The following is a 13,127-nucleotide window of genomic DNA, read 5'->3' as shown; positions in this document are numbered from 1 at the left end:
CGCATCCCGAAGACATACTTGATCGGAGCACTGCCATGACGGGTAGCAATGACTATGTGGTCGCCGACATCTCGCTTGCCGGCTGGGGCCGCAAGGAGATCGAGATCGCCGAAACTGAAATGCCGGGCCTGATGGCCTGCCGCGAAGAATTCGGTAAGGCGCAGCCGCTCAAGGGCGCGCGCATCACCGGCTCCCTGCACATGACCATCCAGACGGCCGTGCTGATCGAAACGCTGAAGGCGCTCGGCGCCGATATCCGCTGGGCCTCCTGCAACATCTTCTCGACCCAGGACCATGCGGCCGCGGCCATCGCCGAGGCCGGCATTCCGGTCTTCGCCGTCAAGGGCGAGACGCTCGAGGACTACTGGGTCTACACCGACAAGATCTTCCAGTGGGCCGATGGCGGCACCTCCAACATGATCCTCGACGATGGCGGCGACGCCACCATGTACATCCTGATCGGCGCGCGCGCCGAAGCCGGCGAGGATGTGCTCTCCGATCCGGGCAGCGAGGAGGAAGAAATCCTGTTTGCCCAGATCAAGAAGCGTATGGCGGCATCGCCCGGTTTCTTCACCAAGCAGAAGGATGCGATCCGCGGCGTCACCGAAGAGACGACGACCGGCGTCAACCGGCTCTATCAGTTGCAGAAGAAGGGCCTGCTGCCGTTCCCGGCGATCAACGTCAACGATAGCGTGACCAAGTCGAAATTCGACAACAAATATGGCTGCAAGGAATCGCTGGTCGACGGCATTCGTCGCGGCACCGACACGATGATGGCCGGCAAGGTTGCGGTCGTCTGCGGCTATGGCGACGTCGGCAAGGGCTCTTCGGCGTCGCTCAAGGGCGCCGGCGCCCGCGTCAAGGTCACCGAGGTCGATCCGATCTGCGCGTTGCAGGCGGCGATGGACGGCTTCGAAGTCGTCACGCTCGAGGATGCCGCCCCGACCGCCGACATCATCATCACCACCACCGGTAACAAGGATGTCGTCACCCTCGACCACATGCGGGCGATGAAGGACATGGTGATCGTCGGCAATATCGGTCACTTCGACAACGAGATCCAGGTGGCGTCGCTGCGCAATCTGAAGTGGACCAACATCAAGCCGCAGGTCGACATGATCACCTTCCCGGACGGCAAGCGGATGATCCTTTTGTCGGAAGGCCGCCTGCTCAATCTCGGCAACGCCACCGGCCACCCGAGCTTCGTCATGTCGGCGTCCTTCACCAACCAGGTGCTGGCCCAGATCGAGCTGTACACCAAGCCCGGCCAGTATCAGAACCAGGTCTATGTCCTGCCGAAGCATCTCGATGAAAAGGTCGCGCGCCTTCATCTCGACAAGCTCGGCGCCCGGCTCACCGAGCTGTCCGGCGAACAGGCCGCCTATATCGGCGTGACCCCGCAGGGACCGTTCAAGCCGGAACACTACCGCTATTAACCACAGCGGAAATTACCACTAGATATTGAGGCCGGGCGATTGACTTTTCGCCCGGCTTTATTTTTGCGCTGATTGATTCTTCACGCCGATTCGCGCAAGCGCTATGGTGCTGATTCGCGGGGCCGGGGGACGAGGGCCGACCCCGCATCAGGGCGGTCTTGTATTCAGGCGGCGAAGAGGACCAGGACATGCCGGGGGATTACCCGCCTTGCGCGGGACAGGCCGTTTCCGGCGGCCACAACGATTCGGTGACCACGGGTTCCGCTGCCAGAGGCGGGAGCCTCTTATGGCGCGCTGGCAGCCGCGTCGGAAAATTGCTTGCTTCTTCCGCGCTCGCCGGTCCGCTGCTTGGCCTTTCGGCACATGCTGGACCCGCTGCTGCGTCCAAAGCCGGGCTGTCGGTCAGCACCGTCGAGGTCATGCAACTCGCGATGTTTGTCGGCGTCATGGGCGCGGCACTTGTCTCAGCCATTTTCCTGATCCGCGAACGAGCGCGTACCTCGGCGCAGAATGTCGAACTCAGAGCCCGCTTGGCCGACGTCAACGCTGCGCTGCAACGCTCCGAGGCGCTGCTCAATCTGCGCGGCCAGCGTGTCGTCGTATGGGCCTCGGAAAACAAGAAGCCCGAGCTCGTCGGGACATTGCCGGTTGAAAGCGGCGCTCCGGAAGACCGTGCCGCCTTCCTCGCCTTCGGCCGTTGGCTGATGCCGCGCTCGGCGGCGGCGCTCGAAAATGCCGTGGCGGGACTGCGGGAAAAGGCGAAGCCGTTCGATCTCGTCCTTGAATCGCAGGCCGGTGCGCCGCTCGAAGTGCACGGGCGCAAGGGCGCAGCACACGTGGTCGTCCGTTTCGTCTCGCTTTCAGAAACGCAGCGAAGCGAGGCCAGGCTGAAAATCGAGAACCAGCGTCTCGCCGCCGACTATGACACCATGCTCGGCCTTCTCAACGCACTCAGCATGCCAGCATGGCTGCGCATGGCGAACGGGCGGCTGAAATGGGTCAACCGCGCCTATGCCAAGGCGGTCGAGGCGGAAAACGCCGAAGCGGCGGTTCGCGATGCGAAGGAATTCTTGGGTAGCCAGGCGCGCGATGCGATCGCTGCACAGCACAAGTCGCATGCCGTCTTCGAGCAGGCGCTTTCCACTGTGATCGAAGGCGACCGCCGCATGTTCGCCGTGACCGACTTCGCCGGCGCGGACGGTTCGGCGGGTCTTGCCTGCGACACCAGCGCCATCGAAACCATCCGTAACGAATATGAGCGGACCGTGCGGAGCCACGCCGACACGCTCGATCAGCTCAACACCGCCGTGGCGATTTTCGATACCGACGAAAAGCTGCGGTTTTTCAACCAGGCGTTCCAGAAATTATGGGGTCTCGACAGCGGCTTCCTGCACAGTGCTCCCGACAACGCCTTGTTGCTCGACCGGCTGCGCAGCGAAGGCAAGATCGCCGAGCAGCCCGAATGGCGGCGCTGGAAGGAAAGCCTGCTTGGCGCCTATCGCGCGGTCGAGTCGCAGGAACATTGGTGGCATCTGCCGGACGGCAAGACCATCCGCGTCGTCGCCAATCCGCAGCCTAAGGGCGGCGTGACCTGGGTGTTCGAGAACCTGACCGAGAAGATGGACCTCGAAAGCCGCTACCAGACCGCGGTGCGGGTTCAGGGCGAGACGCTCGACAATCTTGCCGAAGGCGTGGCCGTGTTCGGCCCGGACGGAAGGCTCAGATTGTCGAACCCGGCATTCGCAGCACTTTGGGGGCTGGACGCCGACGCAGCCAAGCCCAACGTTCACGTCTCCACCATCCGCGATCTGTGCGACCGGCGCGCGCCGGACAGCCCCTGGCGCGGGTTCGTTGCCGCCATCACCGGTTTCGACGACGAGCGCCGCGACCGCCACGGCCAGACCGAGCTGAACAACGGCACCGTGCTGCGCTACGCGATGATCCCGCTGCCCAACGGGCAGGTGATGATGACCTTCGTCGACGTCACCGACAGCGTCAATGTAGAGCGTGCGCTGAAGGACAAGAACGAGGCGCTGGAAAAATCCGACCAGCTCAAGAACGAGTTCGTGCAGCACGTCTCCTACGAATTGCGCTCGCCGCTGACCAACATCATCGGCTTCACCGAGCTTCTTTCGCTGCCGTCGACCGGGCCATTGAGCCAGAAGCAGCGCGAATATGTTGAGCATGTCGGATCGTCTTCCTCGGTCCTGCTCACCATCGTCAACGATATCCTCGACCTGGCGACCGTGGATGCCGGGATCATGGAGCTCGATATCTCCGAAGTTCACGTCGACCGGACCATCGCTGCCGCTGCCGAGCTTGTCTCCGAACGGCTGGAGGAGCATGCGATCAGGCTCAAGGTCGATGTGGCCACCGCGCCGAAGACGTTCCACGGCGACGAAACCCGCATCCGCCAGATCCTCTACAATCTGCTGAGCAATGCCGCGAACTACGCTCCGGAAGCGAGCACCATCACGCTCGCCTGCCGCTCGCTTGCCGAAGGCGTGGAATTCTCCGTTCACGACGACGGTCCCGGCATGCCGCCGGACCTGCTCGATTCGGTGTTCCGGCGTTTCGAACCGCGCACCAATGGCGGCCGCCGGCGCGGCGCCGGCCTCGGCCTGTCGATCGTCAAGAGCTTTGTCGAGCTGCACGGCGGCAGCGTCCGCATCGAGACCGGCAAGGGCATGGGCACAACCGTCATTTGTGCCTTTCCCGACACGCCGTCCGGCATCCGCGCGGCGGCCGAGTAGCGCGCTCGATGGCAAGCGTGGTGCTGGAGCGTTTTCTCGCCGACGAGGCCGCGACCGCAAGGCTGGGCGAGGATCTGGCCATGTCGCTTCGACCCGGCGACGTGCTTGCGCTCAAAGGCGATCTCGGCGCCGGCAAGTCGAGTTTGGCGCGGGCCCTGATCAGGGCAATGACCGACGATTCCGGTCTCGACGTGCCGAGCCCGACCTTCACGCTGGTCCAGAGCTATGAGGCGCGCATTCCAGTCCATCATTTCGACCTCTATCGCCTGTCCTCGGCGTCCGAACTGGATGAACTGGGTTTCGACGAAGCACTGGCGCAAGGCGCTGCCCTGGTCGAATGGCCTGAACGGGCAGAGGACTATTTGCCAGAGACTTCGGTTCTGATCGAACTGGTCCATCAGGACGACGGGCGCCTGGCGAGATTGTCGGGACAAGGCGCTGCATTCGAGCGCGCGGCGCGATCGCTGGCCATGCGCGATTTTCTCGAAAGAGCTGGCTGGGGCGAAGCGCAGAGACGCTATTTTATCGGCGACGCCTCGGCCCGCTCCTATGAGATCGTCTCGCTGGCCGGCCTGCCGCCGCGCGTGTTGATGAACTCGCCGCGGCTGGTGCTCGGGCCGCCGGTCCGCGACGGCAGGCCCTATGCGGTGATCGCCCACACCGCGCAATCGGTCTCGGCTTTCGTCGCTATCGACCGGGCGTTGCGGGCCGGCGGCATCAGCGCCCCGGAGATCCACGCGCAGGACCTGGACCAGGGCTTTCTTCTGCTCGAGCATCTCGGCTCGGAGGGATTTCTCGGCCAGCACGGTCAGCCGGTGGCGGAGCGCTACGCGGCGGCGGCCGAACTGCTCGCCATGATGCATGGCAAGGCATGGCCCGATCGCATCGAGGTCGCGCCCGGCGTCTTTCACGACGTGCCGCCTTTCGATCGCGACGCCATGATGATCGAAGCCGAATTGCTGGTCGACTGGTATGTGCCGGCGATATCAGGCGGCCCGGCAAGCGATGCTTTGCGCGCCGGCTATAACAGGGAATGGGATGCGGTCCTCAACCGGCTGGAAGGGCGCGAATACACGCTTATGCTGCGCGACTTTCATTCGCCGAACATCATCTGGCGCGGCGACCGTACCGGCCACGATCGCCTCGGCATCGTCGATGTCCAGGACGCGCTGATCGGCCCGTCCGCTTACGATCTCGCCTCGCTGGCCATGGATGCGCGCGTTACCCTTTCGCCTGAGATCGAGCGGCGGACGCTCGACGCCTATATCGCTGCGCGCCATAAGTCTGGCGCTTTCAACGAAGACGAATTCGTCGAGACCTATGCGATCATGGCGGCGCAGCGCAATTCGAAGATACTCGGCATTTTCGTCCGGCTCGAAAAGCGCGACGGCAAGCCCTATTATCTAAAACACCTGCCGCGCATTCGCGACTATCTCCGGCGAGCGCTGGCGCATCCCGGGCTGGCCAACTTGCGGGATTTCTACGCCGCCCACGGCTTGCTGGAGGAACGGTCGTTGTGACGGCGCGCCTCAAGACCGCAATGGTGCTTGCCGCCGGGCTGGGAAAGCGCATGCGGCCAATCACCGACACGATGCCGAAGCCGCTGGTCAAGATATCAGGCAAGACATTGCTCGACTGGAGCCTGGACAGCCTGGCCCACGCCGGCGTCGACAAGGCCGTGGTCAACGTCCATTATTTTCCGGAACAGATCGTCGCCCATGTCGCCGCGCGCCGCGCCCCGCGGGTCGTCATTTCCGATGAAAGCGAAAGACTGCTCGATTCCGCCGGCGGCATCGTCCATGCTTTGCCGGAACTGGGAGGGGCTCCTTTTTACATCGTCAACGCCGACACCTTCTGGATCGACAGCGGCGTGCCCAAGCTTGCCCGCCTCGCCCTTGCGTGGGACGCGGCGAAAATGGATATTCTGCTGATGCTCGCGGATCCCCAGTCAGCAACCGGACACAGCGGCGGCACGGATTTCCTGATGTCGCCGGACGGCGCCTTGCGGCGTTCGAAAGGCGACCCGACAGGCCTGATCTATGCCGGTGCGGCGATCGTCCATCCCAGGCTTTTCAAGGATGCGCCGGCCGGGCCGCATTCGCTCAACGCCTATTTCGATGCGGCCATCGCTGCCGGTCGCCTGTTCGGTATGGTGATGCACGGCCATTGGATCACCGTTGGCACGCCCGACGCCATTCCGCTTGCGGAAGCGGCGGTTGCCGCCGCTCTTGCTGAGTCGCCCAGCGCTTTCACCGAGTTGAAATGAGCGGCTCCCGCCGCGTTTTCTCAATCCCGCCCGGAGCGCCGTTTCTGCCGACGCTGGCCGAGGCTCTGCTGTCAGGGCGGCTCGTTCCCGATTTCCGCTTCGACGGCGACCCGCTGGCGCTGGCCGACGCCACCATTTACGTGCCGACGCGCCGCGCCGCGCGGGCGCTGCGCGGCGTTTTCGTCGACCGTCTGGGCAGCCGCTCGGCTATCCTGCCGGTCATCCGCCCGCTCGGCGAGTTCGACGAGGACGAGGCCGCGTTCGAGGCCGACGCATCGGCGGCAATCGACCTCGCGCCGCCGATCACTGCTGCCGAGCGGCTGCTGCTGCTGGCGCCGCTGGTTCGCGCCTGGAAACGCCGCCTGCCGGCGCATGTCGCGGCACTTTTCGACGAGGAGATCGTCGTGCCGGCCTCCGCCGCCGACGCCATCTGGCTGGCGCGCGACCTGGCCCGGCTGATGGACGAAATCGAGACGGAAGGTACGGACTGGACCAGGCTCGCCGATCTGGTGACCGGCAACCTCGCCGGCTGGTGGCAAGTGACGCTCGACTTCCTGAGCATCGTCACAGAAAACTGGCCGAATCTCCTCGAAGAACGCAACCGCTCCAACCCGGCCGCGCATCGCAATGCGCTGATAAGGCTGGAAGCAGCACGGCTGAAGCGCAATCCGCCGGCCGGACCGGTGATCGCCGCCGGCTCCACGGGTTCCATTCCCGCCACGGCCGAACTGCTTGCGGTGATCGCCGGCCTGCCCAGCGGCGCCGTCGTGCTGCCCGGCCTCGACCTGATGCTGGATGAGCCGTCTTTCGCGGCGATCGCCGCACCTGGCGCCCGGCCGGCCTTGCTTGGCCACCCGCAATACGGCCTGGCAAAACTGATCGGCAAGATCGGCGTGCTGCGCGGCGATGTCGGGGAGATCGCCGTTGCCGAAAGGCCGCTCGCGCTGCGCGCCGCTCTTGTCGGCGAAGCGCTGCGGCCGGCCGAGACCACCGAGCTGTGGGCGCAGACGCGCGCCCGCTTTACGGCCGGCGATATCACCGAGGCCTTCGCCGACGTGACGCTTCTCGAAGCCGCCGGCGAGCGCGACGAAGCGGTGGCGATCGCCGTCGCGCTCAAACGCGCCGTCGAACAGCCCGGCCAGCGCGCCGCACTCGTCACCGGCGACCGCGCCTTGGCGCGGCGCGTCTCGGTCGAGCTCTTGCGGTTTGGTGTCGTCGCCGACGATTCGGGCGGCGCGCCGCTCATCAACACGCCAGCCGCCGGCCTGCTCAGGCTGGCGCTTCAGGCCGCGTTCCGGCCCGGCGACCCGGTCGCTCTGCTGTCGCTGCTCAAGCACCCGCTGCTTGGCCTCGGCCTGGAACGCACAAGCGTCCGTCACGCGGCGGAGATCGTCGAACTGGTGGCGCTGCGCGGCGGCACCGGCCGCCCCGACGTCGCCTCGCTGCCGGAGCTATTCGAGGCCCGCCTCACCGGCCTGGGCAGCACCCGGCCGCCCTTCTGGTTTTCCCGCCTGACTGTGCGAAACATCGAGCGCGCCCGCGAATTGCTCGTTCGCCTTGCCGATGCTCTGGCGCCGCTGACCGCCTTTCGCAGTCAAGCCGAAGCCGATCTTGCCGAATTGACCCGGGCCAGTGTCGTCGCGCTCGAAAGTTTGGGCCGCACCGCGGACGGCAGCCTGAGCGAACTCTATGCCGGCGACGCCGGCGAGAAGCTTGCCGAGCTTTTGCGCGGGCTGGTCGCCGCCTCGTCGCCGTTGTCCTTCGCGGCTGACGAATGGCCCGATGTAATGGAGGCGCTGATCGCGCCCGAAACCGTCAAACCGGCACAAGGCACCGACCGGAACATCGCCATCTGGGGTGCACTGGAAGCCCGGTTGCAGAACGTCGACACACTGGTCGTCGGCGGGCTCAACGAAGGCGTGTGGCCGCGCAAGCCGGAAAGCGACCGCTTCATGTCGCGTCTGATGAAGACCGGCATCGATCTCGAACCGCCCGAACGGCGCATCGGCTTGGCCGCCCATGATTTCCAGATGGCCATGGGAGCGAAGAAAGTGGTGTTGGCGCGCTCCGCCCGCTCCGGCGACGCGCCGGCAGTGCCGTCGCGCTGGCTACAGCGCCTCCTGACGTTGATCGGTAAGGACCATGCGGCGGTGCTTCGCCGGCGTGGTGATGAATTCCTGTCCTGGGCACGGGCGCTCGATGCCGCGGAAAGGAGAGATTTCGCGCCGCGGCCGCAGCCGAAGCCGCCGCTGACTGTGCGGCCGCAGCATTTCTCCGTCACCGAAATCGAGACGCTGCGCCGCGACCCTTACGCGATCTATGCCAGGAGGATTCTCGGCCTGATGCCGCTCGATCCGGTCATCCGCGACCCGGGCGCCGCCGAGCGCGGCACGCTGTTTCACGCCATCCTGCACCTCTTCACGGCCAGGGTCGCCGACCCGCTTGTGCCGGAGGCGCTGGATGGTCTTATCGCCGCCGGCCGCGAATGTTTTACCGAGGCCGCCCTTCCTCCCGATGTCGAGGCGGTGTGGTGGCCGCGCTTCGAAAAGCTCGCCGCCGGCATCATCGAATGGGAGCGCGGCCGCGCCTTCGCCGTGACAATGCGGCACGCCGAGGAGCGCGCCGAGAAAACCGGCGTCGGCCAGTCCGGCGTGACGCTGTCCGGCTATGCCGATCGTGTCGATCTCCTGGCCGGCGGCATGGCCGACATCCTGGATTACAAGACCGGCTCCTCGCCGTCCAAGGCGCAGGCTCATACGCTCCTTTCGCCGCAACTGGCGCTCGAAGGCGCGCTGCTCAGGCGCGGCGCCTTCAAGGGGCTTGGCGCGCGCGAGCCGTCGCAGCTGGCCTTCATCAGGCTGAAACCGAACGGCGAGGTGTTCGAGGAATCCATCCTCGAATACAACCGCAAGCCGCGAACCGCCGCCGATCTCGCCGAGGAGGCCTGGGTGCGGCTTGAAAAACTGCTGATCCACTATGCCGACCCGGCGACCTTCTATCTGTCGCGCGCGCTGCCGTTCCGCGAGGGCGAGACCGATGGCGACTACGACCATCTCGCCCGCGTGCTCGAATGGTCTGCCGGCGGCGACGCCGACGACGAGGGAGGGGAGGCATGAAGAAGGCCTATCCCATCCCGACCGACACCGCCGCCAGCCAGGCAAGCGCCTCCGACCCGCAAAACTCCGCCTGGGTGTCGGCCAATGCCGGATCGGGCAAGACCCATGTGCTGGCTCAGCGTGTTATCCGGCTCTTGCTGCGCGGCACCGATCCGTCGAAGATCCTGTGCCTGACCTACACCCGCGCCGCCGCCGCCAACATGTCGAACCGGGTGTTTTCGACTTTGTCGGAATGGACGGCGCTTGGCGACGTCGAACTGGCGGCAAGGATAGCGGCGCTGGACGGTCGCCAGCCCGATCGCGAAACCGTGCGCCGCGCGCGCCGGCTGTTCGCCGAGGCGCTCGAGACACCGGGCGGGCTGAAGATCCAGACCATCCACGCCTTCTGCGAATCGGTGCTGCACCAGTTTCCGCTGGAGGCCAACATACCGGCCCATTTCGAAATGCTCGATTCCCAGATGGAGGCGTCGCTCTTCGCCGCCGCCCGCCGCGACATGATCTCGGGCACTGCCGCCGGCGATGCGGGGCTGGCCGAGGCTTTCGCCGCCATTCTGGAACGCGGCGGCGAACATGGGCTCGACGCCTTGCTGGCCGAGATCGTGCGCAAGCGCGACGGCTTGCGCGCCTTCATCAGCGCTGCCGGCGGTGATAGCTTCCGGGCGCTGTTCGACGAGTTTAGGTTTCGCGCCGGCCAGACCGCCGAAGGCCTGGCGGCGTCCGTCTGGCCGCTGCCGGGCTTCCTGCCGGACTATTTCGTCACCTTTGCCCGCGCTGCCGAAGCCGCCGATGCCCGCATCGTGCTGAACAATTTGCTGCCCTACGCCCATCTTGCCTTCGCCGAGAATGATCCGGTTCGCCGGCTGCAATTGTTGGCAAAAGCCTTCCTGCGAGCCGATGGCGAGCCTTACGAGCCGGCAAAGACGTTCAAGAAGGCGTTGCTCGACCGATTGCCGGATCTTGCCGAGCGCTATCTCTCAGCGGCCGATGCCATTCTCGAAATCTCCGATCGATTGGCCTTGTTCAGGATGGTCGAGGGCACACGTGCCGCGCTGACCATCGCCGACTGGCTGATCGCCCGCTACGAGCACTTGAAGCGCGCCCGCGGCTTTCTCGACTTCAACGATCTCATCACCCGAACGGTCAATCTTCTGGCGCGGCCCGACGCCGGTCCTTGGGTGCAATACAAGCTCGACCAAGGCATCGACCATATCCTGCTCGACGAGGCGCAGGACACCAGTCCCGACCAATGGGAGGTGGTGAAGCGGCTGGCGGAGGAATTCTTTGCCGGGCTCGGCGCGCGCGACACGGTTCACCGCACGGTCTTTGCCGTCGGCGACGAAAAACAGTCGATCTATTCCTTTCAAGGAGCGGCGCCCGACTCCTTTGCCGACTCAAGGCTGCTGTTTGCCGGAAAGGTGCGCGACGCCAACGCCGCCTTCGCCGATCTCAAGCTGACCTGGTCGTTCCGCTCGACCGACGACGTGCTTGCGGCGGTGGACCGTGTCTTTGCCGACCCGGTCGTGCGGCGCGGCATCAGCCACGATCCCGACCCGCTGAACCACAAGGCGATTCGCACCGATGCGCCGGGCTATGTCGAGGTCTGGCCGTCGATCGGTGCCGACGTCGTTGACGAGCCCGACGACTGGACGCAAGCCGTCGACCACGCCCATGCGCCGGCGGTGCGTGTCGCCGAGAACGTCGCGGCAACCATTGCCGGCTGGATCGGCGCCGACGAAATCATCGAAGGCCGCGGCAAGAAGCTTCGGCCAGGCGACGTGCTGGTGCTGGTGCGCAAGCGCGATCGCTTCGTCCATGCGCTGACGCGCGCACTGAAGCGCCGCGACATCCCTGTCGCCGGCGCCGACCGGCTCAGCCTGCCCGGCCATATTGCGGTAAAGGACCTGATCGCGCTCGGCCACTTCCTCGTCCAGCCTGAGGACGATCTGTCGCTTGCCGCCGTGCTGCGCAGCCCGATTTTCGATGTTTCGGAAGAGACGCTTTTCGCGCTTGCCGGCGAGCGGCCGTCCGGCCTCTCGTTGATCGCCTCGTTCAGGCAGCATGCCGGTGAAAGCGCTGCCTTGGCCGCAATCGCTGCCCAACTCGACACTTGGTCCGATGAAGCCGCATTCAAGCCGGTGTTTGAATTCTATGCCGGGGCTCTCGCCCGCGACGGCCTGCGCAAGAAGATGATAGCGCGGCTCGGGCCGGAAGCCGGCGACATCCTCGACGAGTTCCTGAGCTTCTGCCTGGCCGAGGAACGGACCGGCCTGCCGGGACTGGAATCCTTCCTGTCGACGCTGGAAAATGCCGGCCCCGAGATCAAGCGTGAAATGGACCAGACCCGCGACGAGGTTCGCGTCATGACCGTGCATGCCGCCAAGGGCCTGGAGGCGCCTGTCGTGTTCCTGGTCGATGGCGGTTCCGCCCCGTTCAGCGACCAGCATCTGCCGCGACTGATGCCGTTCGAAGGCTCGGGCGACCATTGGGACGGCAAGGGCTATCTCTGGCGCTCGGCGAGCGATGTCGCCAATGGATTTTCGCGGGCCGCTTCGGTCCGCGCTCGCGAGCTGGCCGACGACGAATACCGCCGGCTGCTCTATGTCGGCATGACCCGGGCCGAGGACCGGCTGATCGTCTGCGGCTATCATGGCAAGCGGCCGCCGAACGCCGGCACCTGGCATTCGATCGTCAGCCGCGCGCTGGTCGGCGCACCCGAAAGTGCTGAGCGGCAGCACCCCGCCACCGGCGAGACCGTGCATCGGTTTCACGTGACAAAATTGCCGCCGGTCGGACATGCGGCTGCCGAAGAGGCGCGGCAGACGACACAGTTCGAGCCGTTGCCGAAGAGCCTGTTCCAGCCCTTGCCGCCCTTCGAGGATCTGCCGCGGCCGCTGTCGCCGTCCGGCGCCTCGGCGCTGATCGACGAGGCCAAGCAAGCGGTGATCGACACCGGCTCGCCGGTGCTGGACACCGAGGCGGAGCCTGGCTTTGCCGTGATGCGGGGGCTGGCGCTGCACAAGTTGCTGCAGATGCTGCCGGGCATTGCGGAGGCCGAACGCCGCGATGCCGCGGCACGCTACCTCAAGCGCGCCGGGGCGCAATGGCCTGAAACCGAGCGCGACAAGGCCTTGGCCTCGGTGGCGACGATCCTTGCCGACAGCCACTTCGATCAGCTGTTCGCGTCGAATTCACGCGCTGAAGTCGCGGTCATGGGCAGCCTGGAGGTCAAGGGGAAGCTGCGCTCGATCTCCGGCAAGATCGACCGGCTGGCGGTCACATCAGGCAAGGTGTCGATCGTCGATTACAAGACCAACCGGCCGGCGCCTGCAACCCTGGCGGACGTTCCACCGGCCTATGTCCTGCAGCTCGCACTTTATCGCGCGCTGCTCCAGCCGCTTTATCCCGAGCATGAGGTCTCGGCGGCGCTGCTGTTCACTGAAGCACCACGGCTGATCGAGCTGCCGCCGGCGGTCATGGACAACGCTCTTGCCCGACTCACGGGAGCGTGACACAACAGCTGCTTGAAGAAGGGCGCCATCACCACCACATTTGGTGC

General features: G+C 65.5%; 6 protein-coding genes. All 6 read left to right on the top strand.

The window, feature by feature from the left end:
• Nucleotides 1–35: 35 nt before the first annotated feature.
• The 6 genes from ahcY (at nt 36) to addA (ending at nt 13,080) form a co-directional block, all read left to right on the top strand.
• Nucleotides 36–1,436 (top strand): adenosylhomocysteinase, encoded by a 1,401-nt coding sequence (ahcY, locus tag EN807_RS02570; protein WP_135933772.1) that lies wholly within the window; start codon nt 36–38, stop codon nt 1,434–1,436.
• A 188-nt stretch (nt 1,437–1,624) separates the two neighbouring features.
• Nucleotides 1,625–4,189 carry a PAS domain-containing sensor histidine kinase gene (locus EN807_RS02565; protein ID WP_135933771.1) on the top strand — a complete coding sequence of 855 codons (2,565 nt, stop codon included), beginning with the start codon at nt 1,625–1,627 and terminating at the stop codon, nt 4,187–4,189.
• 8 nt (nt 4,190–4,197) lie between these two features.
• On the top strand, nt 4,198–5,709 hold the full coding sequence (gene tsaE, locus EN807_RS02560) for a tRNA (adenosine(37)-N6)-threonylcarbamoyltransferase complex ATPase subunit type 1 TsaE (protein WP_135933770.1): 1,512 nt from the start codon (nt 4,198–4,200) through the stop codon (nt 5,707–5,709).
• Nucleotides 5,706–6,455 carry a nucleotidyltransferase family protein gene (locus tag EN807_RS02555; protein WP_135933769.1) on the top strand — a complete coding sequence of 250 codons (750 nt, stop codon included), beginning with the start codon at nt 5,706–5,708 and terminating at the stop codon, nt 6,453–6,455. The genes tsaE and EN807_RS02555 overlap by 4 nt, the downstream gene beginning before the upstream one ends.
• Nucleotides 6,452–9,571, top strand: coding sequence for a double-strand break repair protein AddB (gene addB, locus EN807_RS02550; RefSeq protein ID WP_135933768.1), 3,120 nt, complete (start codon nt 6,452–6,454; stop codon nt 9,569–9,571). The genes EN807_RS02555 and addB overlap by 4 nt, the downstream gene beginning before the upstream one ends.
• A complete protein-coding gene (gene addA / locus EN807_RS02545) occupies nt 9,568–13,080 on the top strand; it encodes a double-strand break repair helicase AddA (protein WP_135933767.1) in 3,513 nt (1,170 codons plus the stop codon). Before addB ends, addA begins: the two co-directional genes overlap by 4 nt.
• Nucleotides 13,081–13,127 lie beyond the last annotated feature (47 nt).

The sequence above is a fragment of the Mesorhizobium sp. M5C.F.Ca.ET.164.01.1.1 genome (assembly GCF_004792125.1).
Lineage (GTDB): Bacteria > Pseudomonadota > Alphaproteobacteria > Rhizobiales > Rhizobiaceae > Mesorhizobium > Mesorhizobium wenxiniae.
Note: the sequence above shows the minus strand (reverse complement) of the source record. Positions and strands in the feature narration are given on the sequence as shown.

Bases quoted from the DNA above. Each gene is read 5' to 3' on its own strand.
- tsaE (WP_135933770.1), top strand. From the start codon at position 4,198: ATGGCAAGCGTGGTGCTGGAGCGTTTTCTCGCCGACGAGGCCGCGACC.
- EN807_RS02565 (WP_135933771.1), top strand. From the start codon at position 1,625: ATGCCGGGGGATTACCCGCCTTGCGCGGGACAGGCCGTTTCCGGCGGC.
- ahcY (WP_135933772.1), top strand. From the start codon at position 36: ATGACGGGTAGCAATGACTATGTGGTCGCCGACATCTCGCTTGCCGGC.
- addB (WP_135933768.1), top strand. From the start codon at position 6,452: ATGAGCGGCTCCCGCCGCGTTTTCTCAATCCCGCCCGGAGCGCCGTTT.
- addA (WP_135933767.1), top strand. From the start codon at position 9,568: ATGAAGAAGGCCTATCCCATCCCGACCGACACCGCCGCCAGCCAGGCA.